The 26,391-nt window shown below is 71.0% G+C and carries 25 protein-coding genes, 1 pseudogene and 1 riboswitch; of the genes and pseudogenes, 8 read left to right on the forward strand and 18 right to left on the reverse strand.

Features of this window, described 5'->3' with window-relative positions; translation table 11 throughout:
* Positions 1-3: 3 nt before the first annotated feature.
* Together ACIF80_RS31785 and ACIF80_RS31790 are read right to left on the reverse strand one after the other, a co-directional pair.
* On the reverse strand, positions 4-531 hold the full coding sequence (locus ACIF80_RS31785) for a hypothetical protein (RefSeq protein WP_399810956.1): 528 nt from the start codon (positions 529-531) through the stop codon (positions 4-6).
* A gap of 199 nt (positions 532-730) precedes the next feature.
* On the reverse strand, positions 731-2,170 hold the full coding sequence (locus tag ACIF80_RS31790) for a gamma-aminobutyraldehyde dehydrogenase (RefSeq protein WP_399810959.1): 1,440 nt from the start codon (positions 2,168-2,170) through the stop codon (positions 731-733).
* Between the two features lie 181 nt (positions 2,171-2,351).
* Between ACIF80_RS31790 and ACIF80_RS31795 the strand changes: the two genes are divergently transcribed.
* The 7 genes and pseudogenes from ACIF80_RS31795 (at position 2,352) to ACIF80_RS31825 (ending at position 8,728) form a co-directional block, all read left to right on the forward strand.
* Positions 2,352-2,870, forward strand: a complete 519-nt coding sequence (locus tag ACIF80_RS31795; protein ID WP_399810961.1) for an Lrp/AsnC family transcriptional regulator — start codon at positions 2,352-2,354, stop codon at positions 2,868-2,870.
* 2 nt (positions 2,871-2,872) lie between these two features.
* A complete protein-coding gene (locus tag ACIF80_RS31800; RefSeq protein ID WP_055593115.1) occupies positions 2,873-4,246 on the forward strand; it encodes an aspartate aminotransferase family protein in 1,374 nt (457 codons plus the stop codon).
* Between the two features lie 257 nt (positions 4,247-4,503).
* On the forward strand, positions 4,504-5,253 hold the full coding sequence (locus tag ACIF80_RS31805) for an ABC transporter ATP-binding protein (protein WP_399810964.1): 750 nt from the start codon (positions 4,504-4,506) through the stop codon (positions 5,251-5,253).
* The gene (locus ACIF80_RS31810; protein WP_399810967.1) at positions 5,235-6,674 is read left to right on the forward strand and encodes a hypothetical protein; all 1,440 of its coding nucleotides are present in this window, start codon (positions 5,235-5,237) and stop codon (positions 6,672-6,674) included. The genes ACIF80_RS31805 and ACIF80_RS31810 overlap by 19 nt, the downstream gene beginning before the upstream one ends.
* A 140-nt stretch (positions 6,675-6,814) precedes the next feature.
* Complete coding sequence (locus tag ACIF80_RS31815) at positions 6,815-7,222, forward strand: VOC family protein (RefSeq protein ID WP_399810969.1); 408 nt, start codon at positions 6,815-6,817, stop codon at positions 7,220-7,222.
* A gap of 351 nt (positions 7,223-7,573) precedes the next feature.
* Positions 7,574-7,852: pseudogene (locus ACIF80_RS31820) on the forward strand (Rossmann fold nucleotide-binding protein); the annotation flags it as partial.
* Between the two features lie 147 nt (positions 7,853-7,999).
* A complete protein-coding gene (locus ACIF80_RS31825; RefSeq protein WP_399810972.1) occupies positions 8,000-8,728 on the forward strand; it encodes an LAETG motif-containing sortase-dependent surface protein in 729 nt (242 codons plus the stop codon).
* 83 nt (positions 8,729-8,811) lie between these two features.
* Here ACIF80_RS31825 and ACIF80_RS31830 read toward each other — a convergent pair whose 3' ends face one another.
* From ACIF80_RS31830 to rpsB, 10 genes are all read right to left on the reverse strand, one after another.
* Positions 8,812-9,609 (reverse strand): maleylpyruvate isomerase family mycothiol-dependent enzyme, encoded by a 798-nt coding sequence (locus tag ACIF80_RS31830; protein WP_399810974.1) that lies wholly within the window; start codon positions 9,607-9,609, stop codon positions 8,812-8,814.
* A gap of 24 nt (positions 9,610-9,633) precedes the next feature.
* Positions 9,634-10,659, reverse strand: a complete 1,026-nt coding sequence (locus ACIF80_RS31835; RefSeq protein ID WP_399810977.1) for an ABC transporter ATP-binding protein — start codon at positions 10,657-10,659, stop codon at positions 9,634-9,636.
* Positions 10,660-12,261 carry an ABC transporter permease gene (locus tag ACIF80_RS31840; RefSeq protein WP_399810979.1) on the reverse strand — a complete coding sequence of 534 codons (1,602 nt, stop codon included), beginning with the start codon at positions 12,259-12,261 and terminating at the stop codon, positions 10,660-10,662.
* Positions 12,262-12,308: 47 nt separating this feature from the next.
* A complete protein-coding gene (locus tag ACIF80_RS31845) occupies positions 12,309-13,391 on the reverse strand; it encodes a thiamine ABC transporter substrate binding subunit (RefSeq protein WP_399810981.1) in 1,083 nt (360 codons plus the stop codon).
* A gap of 84 nt (positions 13,392-13,475) precedes the next feature.
* Positions 13,476-13,581, reverse strand: a riboswitch (TPP riboswitch).
* A 48-nt stretch (positions 13,582-13,629) separates the two neighbouring features.
* Entirely contained in the window at positions 13,630-14,736 is a 1,107-nt protein-coding gene (gene rlmN / locus ACIF80_RS31850; protein WP_399810983.1) for a 23S rRNA (adenine(2503)-C(2))-methyltransferase RlmN, read from the reverse strand.
* 286 nt (positions 14,737-15,022) lie between these two features.
* The gene (locus tag ACIF80_RS31855) at positions 15,023-16,147 is read right to left on the reverse strand and encodes a phosphatidate cytidylyltransferase (protein WP_399810986.1); all 1,125 of its coding nucleotides are present in this window, start codon (positions 16,145-16,147) and stop codon (positions 15,023-15,025) included.
* Positions 16,147-16,704: a ribosome recycling factor gene (frr, locus tag ACIF80_RS31860; protein ID WP_399810989.1), complete on the reverse strand. Its 558-nt coding sequence runs from the start codon at positions 16,702-16,704 to the stop codon at positions 16,147-16,149. Before frr ends, ACIF80_RS31855 begins: the two co-directional genes overlap by 1 nt.
* A gap of 181 nt (positions 16,705-16,885) precedes the next feature.
* On the reverse strand, positions 16,886-17,641 hold the full coding sequence (gene pyrH, locus ACIF80_RS31865; RefSeq protein WP_055593126.1) for a UMP kinase: 756 nt from the start codon (positions 17,639-17,641) through the stop codon (positions 16,886-16,888).
* Positions 17,642-17,831: 190 nt separating this feature from the next.
* Positions 17,832-18,668, reverse strand: coding sequence for a translation elongation factor Ts (tsf, locus tag ACIF80_RS31870; RefSeq protein WP_388436465.1), 837 nt, complete (start codon positions 18,666-18,668; stop codon positions 17,832-17,834).
* Between the two features lie 169 nt (positions 18,669-18,837).
* Positions 18,838-19,785 (reverse strand): 30S ribosomal protein S2, encoded by a 948-nt coding sequence (gene rpsB / locus ACIF80_RS31875; protein ID WP_399810992.1) that lies wholly within the window; start codon positions 19,783-19,785, stop codon positions 18,838-18,840.
* Between the two features lie 435 nt (positions 19,786-20,220).
* On the opposite strand from rpsB, the gene ACIF80_RS31880 reads away from it, so the two are divergent.
* A complete protein-coding gene (locus ACIF80_RS31880) occupies positions 20,221-20,775 on the forward strand; it encodes a M23 family metallopeptidase (RefSeq protein ID WP_399810994.1) in 555 nt (184 codons plus the stop codon).
* A 46-nt stretch (positions 20,776-20,821) separates the two neighbouring features.
* Here the strand turns inward: ACIF80_RS31880 and ACIF80_RS31885 are convergent, their stop codons facing one another.
* The 6 genes from ACIF80_RS31885 to ACIF80_RS31910 all read right to left on the reverse strand — a co-directional run bounded on the left by ACIF80_RS31885 (position 20,822) and on the right by ACIF80_RS31910 (position 26,364).
* Positions 20,822-21,379, reverse strand: a complete 558-nt coding sequence (locus ACIF80_RS31885) for a TetR/AcrR family transcriptional regulator (RefSeq protein ID WP_399811184.1) — start codon at positions 21,377-21,379, stop codon at positions 20,822-20,824.
* A gap of 158 nt (positions 21,380-21,537) precedes the next feature.
* Entirely contained in the window at positions 21,538-22,380 is an 843-nt protein-coding gene (whiG, locus tag ACIF80_RS31890) for an RNA polymerase sigma factor WhiG (RefSeq protein WP_399810996.1), read from the reverse strand.
* Between the two features lie 348 nt (positions 22,381-22,728).
* Positions 22,729-23,928, reverse strand: a complete 1,200-nt coding sequence (dprA, locus tag ACIF80_RS31895; protein WP_399810998.1) for a DNA-processing protein DprA — start codon at positions 23,926-23,928, stop codon at positions 22,729-22,731.
* Positions 23,925-25,550, reverse strand: a complete 1,626-nt coding sequence (locus tag ACIF80_RS31900) for a YifB family Mg chelatase-like AAA ATPase (protein WP_399811000.1) — start codon at positions 25,548-25,550, stop codon at positions 23,925-23,927. Before ACIF80_RS31900 ends, dprA begins: the two co-directional genes overlap by 4 nt.
* Before the next feature lies 1 nt (position 25,551).
* Positions 25,552-25,956, reverse strand: a complete 405-nt coding sequence (locus tag ACIF80_RS31905) for a YraN family protein (RefSeq protein WP_399811002.1) — start codon at positions 25,954-25,956, stop codon at positions 25,552-25,554.
* A 99-nt stretch (positions 25,957-26,055) separates the two neighbouring features.
* Positions 26,056-26,364 (reverse strand): DUF2469 domain-containing protein, encoded by a 309-nt coding sequence (locus tag ACIF80_RS31910; protein ID WP_003965949.1) that lies wholly within the window; start codon positions 26,362-26,364, stop codon positions 26,056-26,058.
* Positions 26,365-26,391: the final 27 nt, after the last annotated feature.

Here is a 26,391-nt window from a genome sequence, read left to right on the forward strand (position 1 = left end):
GGATCATGCCGAAGCGGCGGGGGCCGGCACGGCGTACGGGGCGACCGCCTCCAGCCGCTTGATCTTCTTCCGTACGGCGTACAGCGGGATCACGCCGAACACCCCGAACGCCATGTCGATGACGCTCCACCAGAAGGGGATGCCGCGGACCGGGCCGCAGACGAGGGCGAGCGGAATGACGCCGGCGCAGGCGATCATGCCGAACTCGACGACCCAGATGTTGCGGACCGGGTCGCGGTAGGGGCCGTAGAAGGCGACGGCGATCACCAGGTGGGCGAAGGCCAGCCAGTCGGTGCCGTAGAGGAGGAACGGATACTCGGCGTCGGCGGCGTCGAGTCCGTCCCGGACCCGCTCGATCCACTCCATGAGGGCGGGAAGGTACTCCGGTGCCCCCAGGGAGCGGAGCACCTCCTCGGTCCAGCGCAGTTCGTGCACCAGGGGGAAGGCCGTGGCGCCGCTGAGCACCAGGCAGACGACGAAGAAGACCAGCCAGGCGCGAATGCCCTTGAGCAGGGCGGCTCTGTCGCTCATGGCGGCAACATACGCCCTTGTTGAACGTGTTCAAAAACCGGGGTCGAGTGAACTCCCTCCGCACTCCGCGCACTTCTCGTGCTCACCTCTCACCGGCGGGCGCACCGGCGGGCGCACGCGAGAAGCCCCGCGCCCGGAAGGGGCGCGGGGCTGAACCGGCGTGCGGCTCCGCCGCCCGGGCGGGGCCGGTCGCGAACGCCTACGCGTCGAGCGAGGTCATCACGTGCTTGATGCGCGTGTAGTCGTCGAAGCCATAGGCGCTGAGGTCCTTGCCGTAGCCGGACTTCTTGAAGCCGCCGTGCGGCATCTCCGCGACCAGCGGGATGTGGGTGTTGATCCACACGCAGCCGAAGTCGAGCTTCTTGGACATGCGCATGGCGCGGGAGTGGTCCTTGGTCCACACCGAGGAGGCCAGCGCGTACTCGACGCCGTTGGCGTACGCGACGGCCTGGTCCTCGTCGGTGAAGGTCTGGACGGTGATGACCGGGCCGAAGACCTCCTTCTGGACGATCTCGTCCTCCTGCTTCAGGCCCGAGACCACGGTGGGCGCGTAGAAGAAGCCCTTGTCGCCGACGCGCTTGCCGCCGGCCTCCACGCGCGCGTGCGCGGGCAGCCGGTCGACGAAGCCCTCGACCTGGGCCAGCTGGTGGGCGTTGTTGAGCGGGCCGAAGAGGACGTCCTCGTCGTCGGGGGCGCCCGTCTTCGTGTCGGCGGCGGCCTTGGCGAGGGCGGTGACGAACTCGTCGTGGATCGACTCGTGGACGAGGACACGCGTGGCGGCCGTACAGTCCTGCCCGGCGTTGAAGAAGCCCGCGACGGAGATGTCCTCCACGGCCTTGGCGATGTCGGTGTCCTCGAAGACGACGACCGGCGCCTTGCCGCCCAGCTCCAGGTGGACGCGCTTGAGGTCCTTGGACGCGGACTCGGCGACCTGCATGCCGGCCCGCACCGAACCGGTGATGGACGCCATCGCCGGGGTCTCGTGCTCGACCATCATGCGGCCGGTGTCGCGGTCGCCGCAGACGACGTTGAAGACGCCCGTCGGCAGGACCGAGCCGAGGATCTCGGCGAGCAGGACCGTGGAGGCCGGGGTGGTGTCCGAGGGCTTGAGGACGACCGTGTTGCCCGCCGCGATCGCCGGGGCGAACTTCCACACGGCCATCATCATCGGGTAGTTCCAGGGGGCGACCTGGGCGCAGACGCCGACCGGCTCACGGCGCACGATGGAGGTCAGGCCCTCCATGTACTCACCGGCCGAGCGGCCCTCCAGCATCCGCGCCGCGCCCGCGAAGAAGCGGATCTGGTCGACCATCGGCGGGATCTCCTCGGTGCGGGTCAGCCCGATGGGCTTGCCCGTGTTCTCCACCTCGGCCGCGATGAGTTCCTCGGCGCGCTCCTCGATGGCGTCCGCGACCTTCAGCAGGGCCTTCTGCCGCTCGGCCGGCGTGGCGTCGCGCCAGCCGGGGAATGCCTCGGCGGCGGCCGCCATCGCGGCGTCCACGTCGGCCTGCCCGGACAGCGGCGCGGTCGCGTACGCCTCGCCGGTCACGGGGTTGACCACCTCGGTGGTCCGTCCGTCGGCGGCGTCACGGAACGCGCCGCCGATGTAGTTGCGCAGACGTCGCAGCTCGGTGCTCACTGCAGGGCCTCCCGGTGTTCCTCGTGGGTGTCCGAGGTGTCCAACCTCTGAGACACCCACCCTAGACGGACCCCTGACGCATTCAACACCCCCGACCACCCCAGGTCTGCGAAATCCGCAAACATTAACCCTCGCAACAACGGATTTCATCGAATGCGCCTTGCGGAACGATCGAGACCTCGTGCACAGTGACCGTGTGGCCAGTCGAAGCGCAGAACCCAGGGACTCCCGCGAGTCCAGGAACGGCGGCGGTCCCCACCTGGACGCCGTCTCCCTCGCCATCATCGAGCAGCTCCAGGAGGACGGCCGCAGGCCCTACGCCGCCATCGGCAAGGCCGTCGGCCTGTCCGAGGCGGCCGTGCGCCAGCGCGTCCAGAAACTGCTCGACCAGGGCGTGATGCAGATCGTCGCCGTCACGGACCCGCTCACGGTGGGCTTCCGCCGGCAGGCGATGGTCGGCGTCAATGTCGAGGGCGACGTGGAGTCCGTGGCCGACGCGCTGAGCGCCATGGACGAGTGCGAGTACGTGGTGATGACCGCGGGCTCCTTCGACCTCATGGTCGAGATCGTCTGCGAGGACGACGACCACCTTCTGGAGGTCATCAACCGACGCATCCGGGCCGTGCCCGGCGTGCGCTCCACCGAGAGTTTCGTCTACCTCAAGCTCAAGAAGCAGACCTACATGTGGGGAACCCGATAATCGTGAGCACCGACAGCCCCAAGGACCTCAGCAAGGCCGCGTACGACCACCTGTGGATGCACTTCACCCGCATGTCCTCGTACGAGAACTCCCCCGTGCCCACCATCGTCCGGGGCGAGGGCACCCACATCTACGACGACCGGGGCAAGCGGTACCTCGACGGTCTCGCCGGCCTGTTCGTCGTCCAGGCGGGGCACGGCAGGGTCGAGCTCGCCGAGACCGCCTTCAAGCAGGCGCAGGAACTGTCCTTCTTCCCGGTGTGGTCCTACGCCCACCCCAAGGCCGTGGAACTGGCGGAGCGGCTGGCCCACGAGGCGCCGGGCGACCTGAACAAGGTCTTCTTCACGACCGGCGGCGGCGAGGCGGTGGAGACCGCCTGGAAGCTCGCCAAGCAGTACTTCAAGCTGACCGGCAAGCCGACCAAGTACAAGGTCATCTCCCGCGCGGTGGCCTATCACGGCACCCCGCAGGGGGCCCTGTCGATCACCGGCCTGCCGGCTCTGAAGGCCCCGTTCGAGCCGCTGGTGCCGGGCGCCCGCAAGGTGCCGAACACCAACATCTACCGGGCCCCGATCCACGGCGACGACCCCGAGGCGTTCGGCCGCTGGGCCGCCGACCAGATCGAGCAGCAGATCCTCTTCGAGGGCCCGGACACGGTCGCCGCGGTCTTCCTCGAGCCGGTGCAGAACGCCGGCGGCTGCTTCCCGCCGCCGCCCGGCTACTTCCAGCGGGTCCGCGAGATCTGCGACCAGTACGACGTCCTGCTCGTCTCCGACGAGGTCATCTGCGCCTTCGGCCGCCTGGGCACGACGTTCGCCTGCGACAAGTTCGGCTACGTCCCGGACATGATCACCTGCGCCAAGGGCATGACCTCCGGCTACTCCCCCATCGGCGCCTGCATAGTCTCCGACCGCCTCGCCGAGCCGTTCTACCAGGGGGACAACGTCTTCCTGCACGGCTACACCTTCGGCGGCCACCCCGTCTCGGCCGCGGTGGGCGTCGCCAACCTCGACCTGTTCGAGCGCGAGGGCCTCAACCAGCACGTACTGGACCACGAGGGCGCCTTCCGCTCCACGCTGGAGAAGCTGTACGACCTGCCGATCGTCGGCGACATCCGCGGCAACGGCTTCTTCTACGGCATCGAGCTGGTCAAGGACAAGCACACCAAGGAGACCTTCGACGACGCCGAGACCGAGCGCGTCCTGTACGGCTTCCTGTCCAAGAAGCTGTACGAGAACGGCCTGTACTGCCGTGCCGACGACCGCGGCGACCCGGTCGTCCAGCTCGCCCCGCCGCTGATCTCCGACCAGGAGACGTTCGACGAGATCGAGCAGATCCTGCGCGCCACCCTGGAGGAGGCATGGACGAAGCTGTGACCCCGCACTCGCACTGCGCTCTTCAGCCGTGAGCCCCAGTCGTGGGCTTCCGCTGTGATCTTCGGCTGGAATGATCGAATACGGCCCCGGTGCCGCCCGTTCGAGTGAGAAACGGCGGTTCGGGGCCGCGTGCTGTCCGGCGTCCCGTCGCGTGCTGCCTAGCGTGCCCAGTGACCGATCGGCTCTGCTTTCGTTCCCCCGCATGGGGGATTCACGAATCTCGCACGGCATTTCTGATCCGAACCGAGGTGTACGCCATGGTGGCCCCACCGGACAACGACGTGCTCTGGGCACGCGCCCTGCACTTCCGGCACAACGACGGCTCACCCGGGCTGAGCGGGGTCTCGCTCGGTGTCGGGGAGGGCGAGATCCTCGCCGTCGGCGGACCACGAGGCAGCGGCAAGACGACCCTGCTGCGGTGCCTGTCCGGCCTGGTGCCCGTGGCGGGCGGCGAGGTCTGGTTCAACAGCGTGCCCGTGCACACCATGAGCCCGGCCGCCCGCGAGCGGCTGCGCCGGGAGCGCTTCGGCTGGATCGACCCGGTGCCGGTGCTCGTCCCCGAGCTGAACGTCTGGGAGAACGCCGCCCTCCCCCTGATGCTGCGCGGCATCGCCCGCCGCCCGGCCAGGGCGACGGCCCTGGAGTGGCTGGAGCGGCTCGACATCGGCGACAAGGCCCGCAAGCGCCCCGGGGACCTGGTGCACGCGGAGCGCCAGCGGGTCTGCATCGCCCGCGCACTCGCCCCGGCCCCCTCGGTGCTGTTCGCCGACGAGCCGACCGCCCCGCTGCACCGCGCCGACCGGCGGCACGTCCTGCGCACGCTGACCACGGCGGCCCGTTCGCACGGCATCACGGTCCTCCTCGCCACCGCCGACGCGAACACCGCCGCCCTCGCCGACCGCACGGTGTCGCTGCTCGACGGGCGCCAGGTGCGCACCGTGCATCTGCCTCCGGTCCCCGGGACCGCCGAGACGGAGGACCGGGCCGCGTGCTCGCTCTCCGTCTGACCCGAGGTGCCCGACCGGCCGTCCAGCTGCGCCGCTTCCTGGTCGTCGCGGCCTCGGCGGGCACGGGCTTTCTGCTGCTGTGCGCCCTCGGCCACGCGATCGGCCACCCGGGCGCACCGTCCGCCTCGCTGCTCCGGCTGGTCTGGTGCGCGGCCCCGCTGGCAGCCACGGTGTACTTCGCGGTCGCGGTGGCGCGGACCGACCCGGGGACCAGGCCCCGGCCCGGGCTCTCGGCGCTCGGCCTCGGCCCGGTCCGGCTGATGGCGATCTCCGCGACGACCACGGCCCTGACCTCCGCGCTGGGGTCGGTGGCCGCGCTGCTCGTCTTCCTCCACCTGCGCGGCGACCTCACCGGCACGCCCTTCGACGGTTCCGGCACCGACTTCCTGGCCGCCGGCCGGCCGTTGCCGCTCCCGGCGACCCTGACCCTGCTGACGCTGGTGCCGGGGAGCGCCGCGGTGGCGGTGGCGGTGGCGCTGCGCCCGCGAGAGCGGGCGGCGGGACCGTCCCGTTCGGAGCGGACGGCGTACGGCCGCTTCGGCGCGTACCGTGCCACGGCCGCGCGGGAGACGTTCGGGGCGTACGGGCGCTTCGGCAGGCACCTGGAGACGGCGGCCCAGGGCCGCCGCCCGTCCGCCGCCCAGCAGCGCACGCCGGAGGAGGCACAGGCACAACTACAAGCCCAGGCACAGACGCAGACGCAGACACAGACACAGACACAGCAGGATCGGCTGCGGGCGGACCTTCCGGGGCAGGACCCCGAGCGGGCGCACGGGCCGCACGGCACGGAGGGCGACCCCGATTCGGCGGCCGCGGCCCCGGCGTCCGGCACCGGCACGGCACCGTCCGGTCTCCCCTGGGGCATCGCGGTCCTGGCCGTGGGCCTGGCCGTGGGGGCCTACGCGAGCCGTACCGGCGCCGGCACCGCGCCCGGCGACCGGCCCGGCGCGCCGGCCGGTCTGGTGCTGGCCGCCGTCGGCCTGGCCCTGGCCGGTCCCGGCCTCACCCATCTGTGCGGCCGGCTGCTCCAGTCGGTCCGCCCGGGTGCCCTGCGCCTGCTGGCCGGACGGCTCCTCATGACGGAGGCCACCAGGATCGGCCGTCCGCTGGGCGTGGTCTGCGCCGTGCTGTCGGGCACGTACGCCCTGAGCTCGCTGTACTACGCCGACGGCCGGCCGGCCGGCCCCCTCGCCCTGCTCGGCGTGCTCCTGGTGACCGGCTGCACCGTGGCGACGCTGCTGACGGCCGCTGTCGAGGCCAAGCAGGCGCAGGCCGGCACCACGGCGGCGCTGCTGCGTCTCGGGGCTCCCGCCTCGACACCGCGCCGGGCCGCGGCGCTCAGGGCCGGCGCGCTCCTCGCCCTGTTCGGTCCGCTGACCGTGATCGTGGCCCAACTGTCGGCACTGCCCCTGGCCCTGTGAGGCCGCGCACCACCCACCCCGGAATCCCGAGGAAAATCTCCGCGGGGCGATGAGTTCCGTACGCGGCCCCGGTCCACCCCCTCGAACAACACGGCACGGGACCGCTCAGGGACCGGCAGACCCACGGGAGAGGCACCTCCATGACGCAGCAGATGATCTTCGTGAACCTGGCCGCCAACGACCTCGATGCCTCGAAGAAGTTCTTCACGGCGCTCGGTTACGAGATCAACGGACAGTTCAGCGACGAGAACACCGCCTCCGTCGTGATCAGCGACACCGTCGTCGTGATGCTGCACACCAAGCAGCGCTACGCGGAGTTCACGAAGAAGGAGATCGCCGACCCCACCAGGACCAGCGAGGTGCTGCTGGCCCTGAGCTCCGAGAGCCGCGAGAAGGTCGACGAGCTGGTCGAGAAGGCCCTCGCGGCGGGCGGCTCGGTCAGCGGGGAGACCCAGGACCAGGGTTTCATGTACGGCCGCGCCTTCGACGACCTGGACGGCCACACCTGGGAGATCGTGTGGATGGACCCGTCCGCACTGGAGGGCTGAGGGCAGACCTGGACCGAACCGGGCCGGAAGGGCCTCGGCGGCCGGGCACTCCGGCACCCGGCCTCCCGCCGCGGTCCACCTCCCGGCGTGGGCGGGTGAAGCCGACTCCCGCCCACGCCGCCCCTCATGGCAACCACAGTGACCACGAGATCGAGACGCCCGAGGAGTTCGACGCGATCGTCTCGGCCCGCGGCACACTCGCCGGGTTCCGGATCCAGTCCCTCGAACTGATCGACCGAATACCGGAGTTGCTCACCACCGGCACCGCCGGCGCCGTCTTCCTCGGCACGGCCGAGCACTTCGCCAGCGCGGCCCTTCCCCCATTCCCGGCTTCGCTCGAGCGGGGCCTCCAAGGACGGGCTGCCGGCCCGCTGCACCGCGGGAGTGGTCTTCCTGCCGGGTGCGGCCGGCACCGCGCAGGAGATCTTCGACAACACCACGCCGAACCACTGCGAGTCGCACGGCGCCTTGACCCCGATGGTGCTGGTGAACCGGTCGCACCGGACGGAGAAGCTGCCCGCCCGGCCGCTGCTTCAGTCGCTCGCCCGGGAGCGCTCGACGGAGGCGCGCATCGCCCTGGTCGACCGGATCGAGGAGGCCCCTGAGGCGTTGAAACGCATGGGCAGTTAACGAATCGGTAAAGCGATGGCCTGCTGTCGGCATATGCGTTGACACTACTTATGCGACGCTTATAGACCTGGGAGCCTCATGGGGGTGCTGATGCTTCATCAACACTCCCTCAACCCCCCGCATTTGCGTATCCCGTAAAGGACAAACGTGACAGTTCTGTCCGTATCACGCCGTACGGCCTCGCGCCGTACCGTCGCACGCACCGTACGCGCCCTCGGTGTCGTCTCCGCGTCGGCCGCACTCACCATCGGCCTCGCCGGCAGCGCGGCCGCGTGCAACATCAACGAGTTCTCGGCCGAGGCGAAGTGCGTCGGTGACAAGGGTGTCATCACCGTCACCGACGTCGACCCGGCGGGCGTGCCCGCCACCGTCACCGTGTTCCTGGAGAACAACGGTGCCGACGAGAAGAAGATCGGCGAGCAGGTCGTCAAGGGTTCCCGCGAGGGTGTGACCATCACCTTCGAGGAGGACTGGCAGCCCAACGCGGAGTACCGCATCCACGTCAAGGCCAAGCCCTACGTGGACGAGGACATCAAGCCGAACCTGACCACCCCGGCCACGGCCTGCAAGGAAGAGGAGGAGCCCCCGGCTCCGTCGGAGCCCGCTCCGACGCCGTCGGACTCCGCCTCGACCCCGCCCGAGGACGAGGAGGAGCCCGGCACGCCGACTCCGTCGGAGTCCGAGCCCGAGACCACCGCTCCGGCGGACACCTCGGACAACGCTCCGTCGCCCGCCGTCGGTGAGTCGAACCTCGCCGAGACCGGCGCCGACTCCAACACCGGCCTGATCGCCGGTATCGCGGCGGCCCTGGTCGCCGTCGGTGGCGGTGCGGTCTTCTTCGGCATGCGCCGTCGTGGGGCGAACAGCGACAGCTGACGCCTCGAGGACATGATGTGGTGGCCCGTCCCGGAAGGGGCGGGCCATCGCCGTGCCGGAGCCGTCGCCCCCGGTGGTTCACCTCACCCGAACGTCGCCCGTTCCAGCCAGAACTCCAGCAGCTCCCGGTCGCCCAGCACCTCCACCTCGGGTGCGTCGAGGGGCAGTCGCCGGTAGAAGGCGAGGAGCACGGAGGTGAGCGGGCCGCGGAGGGCGACCGTGGCCTTCTCGTGGCCGCGGTGCCAGGAGATGCCCTCCTCGGTCAGCTCGATGCTCCATTCCGCGTTCACTTCCGGGCCGGTGTCGGTGGCGTGCAGATGGATGCTCCGGTGCGGGCCGCGCAGCTCCCGGGCCGCGTCCTCCGGCAGCGTCCGCTGCGCCCACTGCACGATCTCCAGCCACTCGTCGATCGCGTCGGCGGCGACATCGGGCGCGACCTCGTAGGGCAGCCCGGCGGCGAGGGTCGCGTCCGCGCGGTGCACGGTCATCTCGTGCGTCATACGGCGGGCCCAGAACCCGGCGTTGCAGATTCCCGCCCAGCTCCACACCCCGGCGTCCGGCCCGGCCTCCCGCAGCGCCTCGACTAGCAGTTCGCCGGACTCGGCCAGCCACGCGTCCAGCGCGGCGGGTTCGCCCCGCACGCCGGGCCCGTCGAATCCCGGCACCCGCTCCTCGGGGATCTCCTCCCCGGCCCGGGTGCGCACCATCAGCGCGGCCCAGCGCAGCGCGCCGCCGACATGCCGGACGAGCTGCTCCAGCGACCATTTCGGGGTGGTGGGCACCGTGCCGCCCAGATCGGCCCCCGAGGTCACCACGGACCGCAACCGGCCTACCTGGTCGGCGATTTCGTCACAGTAGCGGTCGTGCGCGAGGGGTGTCATGCCGCTCACCCTAGAGAGGAACGCTTACCCGAGCACGACAATTTCGGCCGCGTCGAACTCCACTCCGACCTCGTCCCCGACCTCCGGTGCCGTCCGGAGGGCGCAGGCGGCCTCCAGGCGGGGCCCGTCGCCGTCCCCCGGCTGGAGGCGGACGGCGACATGGGTGCCGCGGAAGGTGCGCGCGGTGACGGTGCAGCGCGGGCCCTCCCCGTCCGGGACCAGACGGACGCCGGCGGGCCGGACCAGCAGGGTGCGCGTGCCCTGCGGGGCGTCCGCCGGCACCGGGATCTTGCCCCAGGGCGTCACCGCGACGTCCGCGGTGACCGTCGCCTCGGCCACGTTCTCGAAGCCGAGGAAGCGGGCCACGAACGCGTCGGCCGGGCGCTGCCACACCTCGAGTGGCGTACCGGACTGGGCGATCCGCCCGTCCCGCATCACCACGACCCGGTCGGCCAGGGCGAATGCCTCACCCTGGTCGTGCGTCACGGCGAGCACGGTGGTGCCCAGCCGGCCGAACAGCTCCCGTAGTTCGACGACGAGCCGCTCCCGGAGCGAGCGGTCGAGCTGGCCGAGCGGCTCGTCGAGCATCAGCAGCCGAGGGCTGGGTGCCAGCGCGCGGGCCAGCGCGACGCGCTGCTGCTCTCCGCCGGACAGGGCGGCCACGGCCCGCTCCCGCGCCCCGGGCAGTCCGACGAGCTCCAGCAACTCCCTTACCCGGTCTGCTTGTTCCCTGCGAGACGCACCGTGCATCCGCAGCCCGAAGGCCACGTTGCCGCCCACGTCCCGCTGCGGGAACAGCTGGTGGTCCTGGAACATCAGCCCGACCCCGCGCCGGTGTGCGGGCACGCCCGCCTGGTCGCGCCCGGCGAGCGAGATCCGTCCCGCGTCGAGGGGCTGCAGTCCGGCCACCGCCCGCAGCAGGGTGGACTTGCCGCTGCCGCTGGGCCCGAGCACGCACACGGTCTCGTGCTCGGCGACCTGGAGATCCACGGCGTCCAGCACCGCGCGCCCGCCGAAGCGGACGGTGGCACCCTCGAGGCTCAACAGCATCTAGAACTCCCCGGATCTGTCGGTCCGCAGCCGCTCGAGGAGCAGCAGCGCCACCGCGCACACGATCATCAGAATCGTCGACAGGGCCATCGCCTGCCCGTAGTTGAGCTCCCCCGGCCGGCCCAGCAGCCGTGCCACGGCCACCGGCAGTGTCGGGTTGTCCGGCCGCGCGATGAACACCGTCGCCCCGAACTCCCCCAGCGACACGGCGAAGGCGAACCCCGCCGCGACGAGTACGGCCCGTCGCACCATCGGCAGGTCCACCTCCCGCCACACCCGCCACGGCGACGCCCCGAGCACCGCCGCCGCCTCCCGCAGCCGCGTGTCCACGGCCCGCAGCACGGGCAGCATGGTCCGTACGACGAAGGGGACACCGACCAGTGCCTGCGCGAGCGGTACCAGGATCCAGGAGGAACGCAGGTCCAGCGGCGGCTCGTCGAGGGCGAGCAGGAACCCGAAGCCGACGGTCACGGCGGACACCCCGAGCGGCAGCATCAGCAGGGCGTCGAAGCCCCGCACCAGCGGTCCCGCGTCCCGCCGGGTGAGCGCGACGGACGCCAGGGTTCCGATCACCACGGCGATGACGGTGGCCGCGACCGCGTACCGCAGGGAGTTGCCGACCGCCTCGATCGGCGCTACCAGGAACACGCCCCCGTCGTCGCGGGTCAGCGCCCGGTAGTGGCCGAGGCCCGCGTCGCCGAAGGACCGTTCCACCAGCACCACGAGCGGCAGGAGCAGCAGGACGGCGACGGTGGCGACGACCCCGGCGAGCAGCGCCCACTGCCCGGTGCCGTGCGGCCGCCGCGCGGTCTGGGAGGCGTCCACCAGCCGCAGCGCGGTCTCCCGCCGCCGTACGGTCCAGGCGTGCAGGGCGAGGATCGCGCCCACCGCGACGAACTGGATCATCGTCAGGACGGCGGCGGTGGACAGGTCGAAGATCTCCGACGTCTGCCGGTAGATCTCCACTTCCAGGGTGGCGAAGGTGGGCCCGCCGAGGATCTGCACCACACCGAACGAGGTGAAGGTGAACAGGAAGACCATCAGCGCGGCGGCGGCCACGGCGGGCGCCAGGGCGGGCAGCGTGACGGTCCGCCAGGCCGTGAACCGGGAGGCGCCGAGCATCCGCGCGGCCTCCTCCTGCCGCGGGTCGAGCTGTCCCCACAGTCCGCCGACGGTGCGCACGACGACGGCGTAGTTGAAGAAGACGTGCGCCAGCAGGATCGCCCACACGGTGGTGTCCAGCCGCAGACCCCACAGCTCGTCGAGGAGCCCGCCGCGCCCCACGAGCGCCATGAACGCCGTACCGACGACGACCGTCGGCAGCACGAACGGGACGGTGACCACGGCCCGCAGCAGCTGTTTGCCGGGGAAGTCGAAGCGGGCGAAGACGTACGCACCGGGCAGGGCGATCAGGAGGGTGAGGGCGGTGGAGACCAGCGCCTGCCAGGTGGTGAACCACAGCACCTGCCGGACGTCGGACTGCGCCAGCACCTCCCCGATCCGCCCGATCTGCCAGACCCCGTCGGTCTTCAGTCCTCGCGCGACGATCGCGGTGACGGGGTAGGCGAAGAAGACGGCGAAGAACGCGACGGGCACGGCCATCAGACCGAGCCGCGCCGCGGTCCCACGCCGCCTCGCCGCGGCTCGGCTCACTTCAGTACGAGCGAGGTCCACGACTTGACCCACTGGTCACGGTGGTCGGCGATCTTCGCCGGGTCCATGGTCTCGGGGTTCTTGGCCTGCGGACCGTACTTCGCGAAGTCCTCGGGCACCTGGGCGCCCTCGCGCACCGGGTGGACGAACATGTTCAGCGGCATGTCGTCCTGGAACTCCTTGGTGAGCAGGAAGTCGAGCAGTGCCTTCCCGCCCTCGGGGTTCTTCGCGTTGCTGAGCAGCCCCGCGTACTCGACCTGGCGGAAGCAGGTGCCGTCGGCGACACCGGTGGGAGCGGTCTTCGGCCTCGGGTCGGCGTAGATCACCTCGGCGGGCGGGGAGGAGGCGTAGGACACCACCAGCGGCCGGTCGCCCTTGGCCTGCTTGCCGCCGGCCGAGCCGGAGAACTCCTCGTTGTAGGCCTGCTCCCAGCCGTCGACCACCTTCACGCCGTTGGCCTTGAGCTTCTTCCAGTAATCCGTCCAGCCTTCGTCGCCGTATTTCGCGGCGGTGCCGAGCAGGAAGCCGAGGCCGGGCGAGGAGGTGGAGGCGTTCTCGGTGACGAGGAGGTTCTTGTACTCGGGCTTGATCAGGTCGTCGAAGGTCCGCGGCGGGGCCAGGTCGCGCTCGCTGAACCACTCCTTGTCGTAGTTGACGCAGACGTCACCGGTGTCGACGGGCGTGACCCGGTGGCCGGCCCCGGTGGCCCGGAGCCCGGGAAGGACGAAGTCGGAGTCCTTCGCCTCGTACGGCTGGAACAGCCCGTTGTCGAGGGCTCGGGACAGCAGGGTGTTGTCCACGCCGAAGAAGACGTCGCCCTGGGGGTTGTCCTTGGTCAGGATCGCCTTGTTGACGGCCTGCCCGGCGTCGCCGTCCTCCAGGACCCTGAGCTTGTAGCCGGACTCCTTCTCGAAGGCGGCGACGACGTCCTTGGACGCGGCCCACGAGTTGTGGCTGACGAGGGTCACGGTCTTCGACCCGCCGTCGCTCCTGCCTCCGCCGTCGGACGAGCCGCAGGCGGACAGCGTGACCAGGCCCAGCCCGAGGGCCAGGATCGTGACCTTCTTGGTGATGTTCACCGGTTTTTTCCTCCTGGGGGTGACCAGGAAGAGACGCGGCCCTGCCCGGGACCCCTCACAGGTGTCCCGGGCAGGGCGCAACAGCTCGAGTGATGACCGATCTCCCTACCCAGAATGACCTGGGCGAGGTTCGGAGGGTCTGCGGCCGATGCCGCACTCTCAGCGCTGTGGCGCTCCCCTGTCGGAAAATGAACGTGTGGTTACCCGGTATGCAGTTGTCGTCCTTGTGCCGGCCAGGCTACCTCTCGCTCGCGGCGAGCTGACCACAGGCCCCGTCGATCTCCTGTCCACGGGTGTCCCGGACCGTCACCGGCACACCGTGCGCGGCGATCGCGTCCACGAACGCCTTCTCGTCCTCGGGCCGCGAGGCGGTCCACTGGGAACCGGGCGTCGGGTTGAGCGGGATCAGGTTGACGTGCACCGGCTTGCCCCTGAGCAGCCGCCCGAGCCGGTCACCGCGCCACGCCTGGTCGTTGATGTCCCGGATCAGCGCGTACTCGATGGACAGCCGCCGCCCGGACCTGGCCGCGTACTCGAACCCGGAGTCCAGGACCTCGCGCACCTTCCACCGCGTGTTCACCGGGACGAGGGTGTCGCGCAGTTCGTCGTCGGGCGCGTGCAGGGAGATGGCCAGGCGGCACTTGAAGCCCTCGTCGGAGAACCGGTTGATCGCCGGCACGAGCCCGACCGTCGACACGGTGATCCCGCGCTGGGACAGCCCGAGGCCGTCCGGCTCGGGGTCGGTCAGGCGGCGGATGGCGCCCACGACCCGGTTGTAGTTGGCGAGCGGCTCGCCCATCCCCATGAAGACGATGTTGCTCAGCCGTGCCGGTCCGCCGGGAACCTCCCCGTCCCGCAGCGACCGCATCCCGTCCACGATCTGGTGCACGATCTCCGCGGTGGACAGGTTCCGGTCGAGACCGGCCTGCCCGGTCGCGCAGAACGGGCAGTTCATGCCACAGCCCGCCTGCGAGCTGATGCACATCGTCACCCGGTCCGGGTACCGCATGAGCACCGACTCGACGAGGGTTCCGTCGAACATCTTCCACAGCGTCTTGCGGGTGGTGCCCTGGTCGGTGGACAGATGCCGGACGACCGTCATCAGCTCGGGAAGCAGCGCCTCCCGCAGCTTGGCCCGGGACCCGGCGGGAATGTCGGTCCACTGCTCCGGATCGTGCGCGTACCGCGCGAAGTAGTGCTGCGAGAGCTGCTTGGCCCGAAACGGCTTCTCACCGGCCGCTGCGACCGCCTCCTTGCGCTCGGCGGGCGTGAGGTCGGCAAGGTGCCGCGGCGGCTTCTTGGATCCGCGCGGCGCGACAAAGGTCAGTTCTCCGGGCTTAGGCATGGCTGTACCAGTGTCGCAGATCCATTGGGGTGACCGCGCGGACCGGCCGCGGGGCCCCGGACCGCCTGGGACGTCCTGCCGAAGTCTCTCCGGCAAAGCCCTTCCAGGACGGCGCGAGCCCCCGCGTCCGACAGGGCGCGGGGGCTCGAAGGGTGCCGGGGCCGACCGGGTCAGCTCCCGACGAAGACCACCGGCAGCCGGCCACCGAGGCCGTCGGCAGCAGGGAGTCCGGGCGGTCCTGCTGTGTCCCTGTGCGGCCGGCGCCGCGCGGCGCCGTGACCTTCCCTCACCCGGACCCGACGAAGACCACCAGCAGCAGCCACACCACCGGCGCCGTCGGCAGCAGGGAGTCCAGGCGGTCCATGATGCCGCCGTGACCGGGCAGCAGGGTGCCCATGTCCTTGATGCCGAGGTCCCGCTTGATCATGGACTCGCCCAGGTCGCCGAGGGTGGCGCTGACCGAGACCGCGAGCCCGAGCAGCAGCCCCTGCCACCAGGTGCCGTCGTCGATCAGGAACTGCATGCACAGCGCACCCGCCACCATGGCGAACCCGACCGCGCCCAGCAGGCCCTCGCGGGTCTTGCCGGGGCTGATGCGCGGAGCGAGCTTGTGCGTGCCGAAGCGCCAGCCGACGGCGTACGCACCGGTGTCGGCGACGACCGTGATCACTATGAACGTCAGTACCCGCCAGGGCCCGTCGTCCGCGGCCAGCATCATCGACACGAAGGTCGCCAGGAACGGCACGTAGAACGCGGCGAAGACCCCCGCCGTGACGTCCCTGAGGTAGTTCTCGGGCGGTTGGGCCATCCGCCAGACCAGCACCGCCAGCGCGGTGAGCGCCATCGCGATCCACGCGCCGTCGCTGCCCCACACGTACCCGGAGACGATCGTGGCCGCACCGCCGGCCGCGAGCGGAACGAACGGCGCCTCGATGCCCTTGCGCTCTTCCAGCCGCTTGGTCAGCTCCCGCAGGCCCACCACGATGGCGACGGCGACGACGCCGACGAAGACGGCCTTGACGACGAACAGCGACACGGCGACCAGCACACAGAGCCCGACACCGACCCCTATCGCGGCACGCAGATCACGCCCCGCGCTCTTCTTCTGCGGCGGGGGCGCCGGCTGCGGGGTGTCGGACATGGGCTCCGGATTCTGCGGCATCTCCCCGGGGTGGGGACGCGCCCGTGTCGGCTCGTCTCGGACCAGGGGGCCGCTCGGCCGCGCGGCCCCCTGGTCCGCCTCCTGACCACCGCCGTGTTCGGGTTCACCGGGCACGACCGGCATGGGGCGAGTCTGCTGCGCGTAGTGCGCGTCGTACGGGGGACCCGCCGGGACAGCTCCCTGGACGGGCCCCTGGTCGGGCGGCCCCCAGTACCCGGCCTGCGGCGCCCCCCAGGAAGAGTCGTTCATCAGACCTCGAGGAGTTCCGCTTCCTTGTGCTTCAGGAGCTCGTCCACCTGGGCGACGTACTTCGCGGTGGTGTCGTCGAGCTCCTTCTCCGCACGGCGGCCCTCGTCCTCGCCGACCTCGCCATCCTTGATCATCTTGTCGATGCTGTCCTTGGCCTTGCGGCGCACGGCGCGGATGGAGACCTTGGCGTCCTCGCCCTTGGCCTTGGCGACCTTGATGAACTCGCGGCGGCGCTCCTCGGTCAGCTCCGGGAACACCACGCGGATGATGTTGCCGTCGTTGCTCGGGTTGACGCCCAGGTCGGAGTCCCGGATGGCCTGCTCGATGTTGCGCAGCGCGCTCTTGTCGAACGGCGTGACCACGGCCATGCGCGGCTCGGGCACGGAGAACGAGGCCAGCTGGTTGATCGGCGTCAGTGCGCCGTAGTAGTCGGCCACGATCTTGTTGAACATCGCCGGGTGCGCACGGCCGGTGCGGATCGCGGCGAAGTCCTCCTTGGCGACCACGACGGCCTTCTCCATCTTCTCCTCGGCTTCGAGGAGGGTCTCTTCGATCACCACTTGCTCCTGCGTGTCTTGAGTAGGCCCGGCCGCGGTTCCCTGTCGGGGCGGCGGCCGGCTGCGTCGCGTCTTCTTCCTGCACGGTTCCCGACCGGTGGGACATTGTCCATCCCCCGGCCCGGCCCGTCCCGTCCGTCCCCCGGGGGCGTCACCCCTCGGACGGGTGCTTGTGGTCCGGTCACTTCCGGTCCGTCGGGTCACCCACCAGTGTGCCGATCTTCTCACCCTTGACGGCGCGCGCGATATTGCCCTCCGTCAGCAGTTCGAAGACGACGATGGGGAGCTTGTTGTCGCGGCACAGGGTGACGGCCGTGGCGTCGGCGACCTTCAGATCACGCGTGATGACCTCGCCGTACCCGAGGTGGTCGAACTTCACCGCGTCGGGGTTGGTCTTCGGGTCGGAGTCGTAGACCCCGTCCACGCCGTTCTTGCCCATCAGCAGTGCCTCGGCGTCGATCTCCAGGGCACGCTGGGCGGCGGTGGTGTCGGTGGAGAAGTACGGCATGCCCATGCCGGCACCGAAGATGACCACGCGGCCCTTCTCCAGGTGCCGTACGGCCCGCAGCGGGATGTAGGGCTCGGCGACCTGACCCATGGTGATGGCGGTCTGGACCCTGGAGTCCACGCCCTCCTTCTCCAGGAAGTCCTGGAGCGCGAGGCAGTTCATCACGGTGCCGAGCATGCCCATGTAGTCCGAGCGGGCCCGGTCCATGCCGCGCTGCTGGAGTTCGGCACCGCGGAAGAAGTTGCCGCCGCCGATGACGATGGCGATCTCGGCACCGTCACGGACGACCGCCGCGATCTCGCGTGCGATGGCGTGCACCACGTCGGGATCGACGCCGAGGCCTCCGCCACCGGAGAAGGCCTCTCCGGACAGCTTCAGCAGAAACCGTCCGTGCACTGTGCCGTCGTCGCTCTTCTCAGCCTTGGTCATCGGGGATCCCGCCTCTTTCACCTGTTGCACATACGAAGGAGGCCACTGCCGGTGGGGTGTGCTACGCATCCCATGCGGCAATGGCCTCCTCGTCAGATCTGCTGTCGTGCGGCACGCGCGCGTGCGTGACGGCGTGTCCGAACGACTGCTGACGACCCTATAGGGGTCGCACGCCCGTCGCGGTACGGACTCAGATGCCGACCTTGATGCGCGTGAAGCGCTTCAGGGTGACACCGGCCTCGTCCAGGACCTTCTGGACGGACTTCTTGTTGTCCAGCGCGTAGGGCTGGCCCAGCAGCGTGGCGTCCTTGAAGAAGCCGTTGAGGCGACCCTCGACGATCTTCGGCAGGGCGGCCTCGGGCTTGCCCTCCGCGCGGGTGGTCTCCTCGGCGACGCGGCGCTCGGTCTCGACGACCTCGGCCGGCACGTCCTCCTTGGAGAGGTACTGCGGCGCGAAGGCGGCGATGTGCTGGGCGACGCCCTTGGCCACCTCGGCGTTCGGCTTGTCGAACTCGACGAGGACACCGATCTGCGGGGGCAGGTCGGGCATCGTGCGGTGCATGTACGCCGACACGTAGCCGTCGGCGAACCGGGCGAAGCGGTCCAGGACGATCTTCTCGCCCAGGTTGGCGTTGGCCTCGTCGACGTACGCCTGGACGGTCTTGCCGGCCTCGATCTCGGAGGCGAGCAGGGCCTCGATGTCGGCCGGGGAGGTCGCGACGACGTGCTCGGCGATGGCGGTGGCCACGGCCTGGAACTTCTCGCCCTTGGCGACGAAGTCCGTCTCGCACTTCAGCTCGACGAGGACACCGGAGGAGTTGTCGTCGGCGATGATCGAGACCACGGCGCCGTTCTCGGCGGAGCGGCCCTCGCGCTTGGCGACGCCCTTCTGGCCCTTGATACGGAGCGCCTCGACGGCCTTCTCGACGTTGCCCTCGGCCTCGTCCAGCGCCTTCTTGCAGTCCATCATGCCGGCGCCGGTGAGCTCCCGGAGCTTCTTGACGTCGGCGGCGGTGTAGTTCGCCATGAGTCTGTAAATCTTTCTCGAAGTCTGGAGAATGGGAGATCTGCGGGGTCTGCGGTCCACAGTGGACTGTCCGAGCCGGGGAACCGTGACACGCCGCGCACCTACGGGTGAACGGCGGGAGCGGACTTCATGTCGCCCGCTCCCGCCGTCATCAGCACTGACGGGCAGATCAGGCCTGGTCGGCCTCGGCTGCCGGGGCGGCGTCGGCCGCGGGGGCCTCCTCGGCCGCGGGGGCCTCCTCGGCCGGCTTCTCGGCCTCGGCCTCGGCGGCGGCCGGAGCGTCGGCAGCGGGGGCCTCGGCGGGCTTCTCCGCCTCGGCGGCGGCCGGGGTCTCGTCGGCCTTCTTCTCACCCTCGAGCAGGTCGCGCTCCCACTCGGCGAGGGGCTCGCCGGCGGTCTTCTCGCCCTTGCCCTCGGTGGCGACACCGGAGCGGGAGATGAGGCCCTCGGCGACCGCATCGGCGATCACACGGGTGAGCAGGGTGACGGAGCGGATCGCGTCGTCGTTGCCCGGGATCTTGTAGTCGACCTCGTCGGGGTCGCAGTTGGTGTCGAGGATGGCGACGACCGGGATGTTGAGCTTCCGGGCCTCGCCGACCGCGATGTGCTCCTTCTTGGTGTCCACGATCCAGACGGCGCTGGGCACCTTCTGCATCTCGCGGATACCGCCGAGGGTCTTCTCCAGCTTGGCCTTCTCGCGGGAGAGGACCAGCAGCTCCTTCTTGGTGAGGCCGGAGGCGGCCACGTCCTCGAAGTCGATCTGCTCGAGCTCCTTGAGGCGCTGCAGACGCTTGTAGACGGTCGAGAAGTTGGTGAGCATGCCGCCCAGCCAGCGCTGGTTGACGTAAGGCATGCCGACGCGGGTGGCCTGCTCCGCGATGGCCTCCTGCGCCTGCTTCTTCGTACCGACGAACATGACCGTGCCGCCGTGGGCGACGGTCTCCTTGACGAACTCGTAGGCGCGGTCGATGTACGACAGCGACTGGAGCAGGTCGATGATGTAGATGCCGTTGCGCTCCGTGAAGATGAAGCGCTTCATCTTCGGGTTCCAACGACGGGTCTGGTGACCGAAGTGGACGCCGCTCTCCAGCAGCTCCCGCATCGTGACGACGGCCATGGCCGTATCTCCTTGATTTTCTCGGTTGTGCCGCGGGAGCCGGCGGCTCCCGCGCCTGACGCCCACGACGCGCCATTGCCACGAAGGACCGAGGGGCGCTGACACCGGGAGCGGCCGTGACCAGTCCTGATGTCGGGGCGTGCGAAGTCGACCCGGTGACCCGGGTCGCCACCAGAAGTGTACGGGACCCGCGGGGCACCGGGTGACGCCGTTGTCCACAACCGGGTGATGGTCCACAGGTCCGGGCCGTGATCACCGATTCCGGGGAGGCTCTCCGGCATGCGAGTGAGCCGATTTCCGAGGACATGGGCACGCCTGATCGTCCTGCTGGTCCTGGCCCCGACGGCCCTGTTGTCGCCGCCGCCGTCGTCACTGCCGACGGTACTGCCGCTGCTGCTCACGGCCGGTGCCGGGGACCCGGCTGGGGCTGGGGACATGAGTGAGGCTGGAGACACGGCTGCGGCCGAGGACACGGCTCCAGTTCCCGGTGCCGGGGCGCCGGAGGCCGAGGCCGGAGTGCCGGCCGTCGGGCGGGTCTGGCCCGTGGGAGTACGCCCCCGGGTGCTGCGGGGCTGGGAACCGCCGGAGACCAGGTACGGGCGCGGGCACCGGGGAGTGGACCTGGCGGCGACGCCGGGGACGCCGGTGCGGGCGGTGGCGGCGGGCCGGGTCTCCTTCGCCGGGCAGGTGGCCGGACGGGGCGTCGTCTCGGTGGAGCTGTCGGGCACGGGGACGCCGCCGCTGCGTACGACCTACGAGCCGGTTCTCCCGTCGGTGGAGAAAGGGGCCGAAGTGGCACCGGGCGAGGTGATCGGCGCGGTGGCGGCGACGGACCCGGCGAGGAGCCCCCACTGCACGGCCCCCTGCCTTCACTGGGGCCTGCTCAGAGCGGACGTCTACCTCGACCCGCTCGCCCTGCTGCCGCCCTGGCTCCTGCGCAACGGCCCGCCGAGGCTCCTCCCGGTCCTCGGCCTGCCGGTACCCGGGTGACCGGCCGGGCGGGCGACGTGAGGCCGGGCCTACGAGGCGGCGGCCGTCAGGGCCGGACGCCGCGCAGGGTCATGGCGACCGCTGCCTCCGTGATCGTCTCCGGGTGCTCGGCGGCGCCGAGTTCGATGCGGCGCACCGCCGCGTCGACCACACCCTGGAGCAGCATCGCCGCGAGCCGGGGCTGGTCGTGCCCCAGGTCGCCCAGAGCCTCGACGATCATCGCGATGAGGCCGCCGTGTGCCGCGCGGATCTTCTCCCGGGCGCCCGAGTCGAGTTCGCTCGCGGAGATCGCCACCACGGCCCGGTGACGCCGGTCCCCGACCAGTTCCAACTGTTTGCGGACGTACGCCTCGATCTTGGCCTCGGCTCCGTCGGCCGCGGCCATCGACGTCTCCACCTCGGCCGCCCAGAGCGGGAAGTCGACCTCGCACAGTTCCTCGACGACAGCCGCCCGGGACCGGAAGTACTCGTAGACGGACGAGCGCGCCAGGCCCGTGCGCTCGGCGAGGGCGGGGAAGGTCAGCGCCTCCGTACCGCCCTCGGACAGCAGGGAGCGTGCCGCGTCCAGCAGGGCGGCGCGTTGCATCGACCGGTGCTCGGCCACGGAGGCCGCTCGAATCCTTGGCACGCCACCACTTTACGGACGCGCCGCGCCAGACGGGAGTCCCCCGGCCGAAACCGCAGGTCGGACGGCCGTATCCCATCGGCGGGCCCGGCGACGGGTCCGGCGGCCGGCTCGGACGGCAGGCCGACCCGGCCGGCTCAGCCCCGGAAGCTCGCCAGCTTCGCCCTGAGCTGGAGCACGGACTTGGTGTGGATCTGGCTGACCCTGCTCTCGGTGACCCCCAGCACATGGCCGATCTCGGCCAGAGTGAGCCCTTCGTAGTAGTACAGCGTCACCACGGTCTTCTCCCGTTCCGGGAGGGTGTTGATCGCCCGCGCCAGGAACCGTCGCAGCTCCCGGTCCTCGGCCACTTCCACCGGGTTGTCGGCGGCGGTGTCCTCCAGGGTGTCCATCAGGCTGAGCCGGTCGCCGCCGTCACCCCCGGCATGCAGCAGCTCCTCCAGGGCGACGACGTTGGCGAGCGACAACTGGCTGAAAACCGCGTGCAGCTCCTCCACGGCGATGCCCATCTCGCCGGCGACCTCGCTCTCGGTCGGCGTCCGCCTGAGCCGTGCCTCCAGCGTCGCGTACGCCCGCTCCACCTTGCGCGCCTTCTGCCGCACCGAGCGCGGAATCCAGTCCAGGGCCCGCAGCTCGTCGATCATCGCGCCCCTGATGCGGGTGATCGCGTAGGTCTCGAACTTGATCTCCCGGTCGACGTCGAACTTCTCGATCGCGTCGATCAGTCCGAACACCCCGGAGGAGACGAAGTCCGCCTGGTCGACATTGGGCGGCAGCCCCACGCTGACCCGGCCCGCGACGTACTTCACCAACGGCGAGTAGTGCAGGATCAGCTGCTCCCGCAGCCGCTCGTCACCCGTCGCCTTGTACGACCGCCACAGCTCGTCGAGCGTCGAGGGAGCGGGCGGCCGCACGCTGCCACCGTCGCGGGCGGCTGGGTGGATCGCCGCCCGGTCGGACCCGGAGGTGTGCTGGGGCATTCGTCGCCTTGTGCCGTTCTGCAGTGGACTGGTACTGCCTGGGTGAGCTGTCTGTCTGATGCCGGGCTGCCTGTCTGTGCTGCCTGCCCGGTATCGCCTGCGGTATCGCCGGCCGGGCGTCCTCCCCTGCTGCCGTTCCATGCCGGCGTTCCATGCCGGGACGCTTGTGAGCGTAGCGTGACTGTGGGGTCGCGGTGTGCGAGGAAATGAGGTCGGGGCGGGTACGGGGGCGTCCCGCACACCACTCCACCGGGTGAACCACGTCGCTCTGCGTGATCACCCGGGTGCTCCAACTGACGTATTTTCCAAGGGCTGTAGCCGTTCCCCCGGACGGCCGAACACCCTCCGTCAGGGGACCCCGGAACCGTTGTCGGCGGGAATCACCGCCTGGCGTGTCAACTTCCAGCCGTCGCCGTGTCGTTCGACGTAACCAAGTGCTCGCAGTTCGTACAGTCTCGCGATCGCGTCGTCCCGGGTGGTCCGTGCGTCGCGTGCGATCCCGTCGGCGAGGGCCGCGCCGCGCGCGGGCAGCGCGTCGAGGACCTGGCGGACGAGGGGTTGCAGCAGGTCCCGGGGCAGCACCGGCCCGCGTCGTTCCGGGGCCAGTTCGCCCATGTCCCCGACCAGTTCTACGATCTCCGCGGCATCGGTGACCAGTACCGCGCCCTGCCTCAGCAGTTCGTGCACCCCGGCCGAGCGCCCGCTGGTGGCCGGTCCCGGTACTCCCATCGTGTGACGTCCGAGGCGTCCGGCCGCCCTGGCGGTCACCAGGGAGCCACTGCGGTGCGCGGCCTCGACGACCACGGTGCCCCGGGTGAGCGCGGCGATGACCCGGTTGCGGAGGATGAACCTGCTCGGGGTCGGGTGATCGCCGGGCGGCAACTCGCCGATGACCAGACCTTGTTCCGCGATCCTGGTGATCAGCCCGGTGTGTCCGCGCGGGTAGGGCCGGTCGACGCCGCAGGCGAGTACGGCGACGGTGGCGCCGCCCGAGCCGAGCGCTCCGCGGTGAGCGGCGCCGTCGACTCCGTAGGCACCGCCGGAGACCACGACCCAGCCGCGCTCGGCGAGCTCGGCGGAGAGGGTGGCGGCCATGTGGGCGCCGTACTCGGTGCAGGCGCGGGCACCGACGACGGCGACCGAGCGCAGCGCCCACATCCGCAGGTCGGCGGGGCCGCGCACCCACAGTCCGACGGGCCGGCCGTCCCTCAGGTCGTCGAGCTGCCGGGGCCACTCGGCCGTCCCGGGGTACACGAACCGCACCCCGGCGCCCCGCGCGACGGCGAGATCCCGGCCGGGGTCGGCCTGCTCGGCCCGCGCCAGCAGCCCGGCCCAGCGCCGGCCGCTCGCCCCCGGCAACGGTTCGCCTCCTGCCCGCAGCCGCGCCGCCACCTCCCGCGCGCCCAGCTCCCGCACCCACCGCCCGCCGGTCTCGTCGCCGGGTTCGACGACGCGCGTGAGAAAGATCCGGGCGAGGAGTTCGCCGTCCACAGGTTCGTCCACCGGTCCGTCCACCGATCCGTTCACGGGCTCGGCGGCGCCGCTCATGTCAGCGCTCCGATCGCCATGGGCACCCCGCGCGGGACGCCGGTGCGCAGGTGCAGTGCGAGGGCGACGTCCCTGGCATCGGGCCGGTCGCGGCCGACCAGGTCGGCGACGGTCCACGCGACCCGCAGCACCCGGTCCAGTCCGCGCGCGCTGAGCACGCCCCGCTCCAGGCTCCGCTCGGCGTCGTCCATCGCGCCGGGGACCGCGTGCCAGCGGTTGCGCAGCTCCCGTCCGGGGATGTCGCTGTTGGTGCGCCACGGGGTGCCCGCGAGCCGCCTCGCGGCGCGTTCCCGGGCCGCGCGCACCCGGTCGGCGACCGTGGCGGTGGACTCGCCGCAGGCTCCGTCGGCGGTCAGTTCGGCGCGGGTGACGCGTTCGGCCTCGACCCTCAGGTCGACCCGGTCGAGCAGTGGGCCGGACAGCCGGGCCTGGTAACGGCGGATCGACGAGGGCGGGCACTCGCACAGGGTGTCCTTCGGCGAGTAGCGGCCGCAGGGGCAGGGGTTGGCGGCGAGCACCATGAGGAACCTCGCCGGGAAACGCACCACGCCCGAGCTGCGCGCGATGACGACGTGCCCGGCCTCCAGCGGCTGGCGCAGGGCGTCCAGGGCGTGGCTGCCGAACTCGGGGGTCTCGTCGAGGAAGAGCACGCCCCGGTGCGCGAGCGACACGGCTCCGGGGCGGGCCGTGCCGGGGCCGCCGCCGACGAGTGCCTGCATGGTGGCCGAGTGGTGCGGGGCACAGTAGGGGGCGGTGTCGATCAAGGGCTTGTCCGGGGGCAGCAGGCCGGCCACCGAGTGCACGGCGGTGACCTCCAGGGACTCCTGCCGGTCGAGCGGGGGAAGGAGCGAGGGCAGCCGCTCCGCGAGCATGGTCTTGCCCGCTCCTGGCGGCCCCTCGAGGAAGAGGTGGTGCCCGCCGGCCGCCGCCACCTCCACCCCGGTCCGCGCAGGGAGCTGGCCGAAGACGTCCGCGAGGTCGTGGCCGGTGTCGTACTGTGCCGCGCCGGTGCCGTGCATGCCGGTGGCCGCGCCGGTGCCGGGCATCCGCAGTCCGGCGAGGAGCGGGTCGGGCCGTCCCTGGTGGGCGGGTTCCTCCTCGGGCACCGGCTCGTCGGTGAGCAGGGCGATCAGCTGGCGCAGGCTGCGGACGCCCAGCACGGACACGCCCGGCACCAGTGAGGCCTCGGCGGCGGCGCACTCGGGCACCACGACCTGTTCGTACCCGGCGTCGGCCGCCGCGACGACCGCGGGCAGCGTGCCCCGGACCGGCCGCACCCTGCCGTCCAGCCCCAGTTCGCCGATCATCACGAGGTCGGCGAGCACCCGCGGGTCGATCCGCTCGGCGGCGCCCAGGACGGCGCTGGCGACCGCGAGATCGAAGCCGCTGCCCGCCTTCGGCACCGACGCCGGGCTGAGCCCCACGGTGAGCTTCTTCTGCGGCCATTCCGCACCGGAGTTGACGACCGCTGCCCTGACCCGGTCGCGGCTCTCCGTCAGGCTCTTGTCCGGCAGCCCCACCAGCGTGAACGCCGCCACTCCCGGTTCCAGGTCGGCCTGGACCTCCACGACCACGCCCTCGACGCCGACCAGCGCCACCGAACACGTACGGGCGAATCCCATCTCAGGCCACCCCCCGGACATGCTCGACCCGGGGCGCGCCACGCTCGGGCAGTACGACGCCGACCAGGTCGATGCGGACGCCGCCGGGCGGTGCTCCCCCGTGTTCCTGGAGCCAGCGTTGCGCCAGGTTCCGCAGGCGGTCCGCCTTGGCGGGGGTGACCGCCTCCATGGGGTGCTGGAAGGACGCGGCCCTGCGGGTCTTCACCTCGCAGACGACGAGGGCGTCGCCGTCCCTGGCCACGATGTCGATCTCGCCGGTCCTGCCGCAGCGCCAGTTGCGCTCCAGGACCGTCATTCCGGCCTGCGCCAGCCGCCGCGCGGCCAGTGTCTCCCCGTACCTGCCGAGTGCGCCGCGTGCCTGCTGTCGTGGGTTCATGTCGGCACCACCTCCGGCGCCAACCGTCACGCAGCCGGCCATCCGGAGTGGATCTTGGTGGACAACCCGGCCGTTGTGGAAAACTCCGTCATCCACCGGGGTGCGTCATGTCCCCGCCGGGCCCCTCGGTCACCCGCCCGGGAGCTCCAGGTCGCTCTTGTTGAGCTCCTCGATGTTCACGTCCTTGAATGTCAGGACGCGCACCTGCTTCACGAACCTGGCCGGCCGGTACATGTCCCAGACCCAGGCATCCGCCATGGACACCTCGAAGAACACCTCGCCCTGAACCGAGTGCACCTGCATCTCGTAGTCGTTGGTCAGATAGAAGCGGCGCTCGGTCTCGATCACGTATTTGAACAGACCGACGACGTCGCGGTACTCCCGGTAGAGCTTCAGCTCCATCTCGGTCTCGTACTTCTCGAGGTCCTCGGCGCTCATGGCATGTTCCCCTTCACCCGTGCGATC

Origin of the sequence: Streptomyces sp. NPDC085927 (assembly GCF_044540975.1) — a bacterium.
Taxonomy (GTDB): Bacteria; Actinomycetota; Actinomycetes; order Streptomycetales; family Streptomycetaceae; genus Streptomyces; species Streptomyces hirsutus.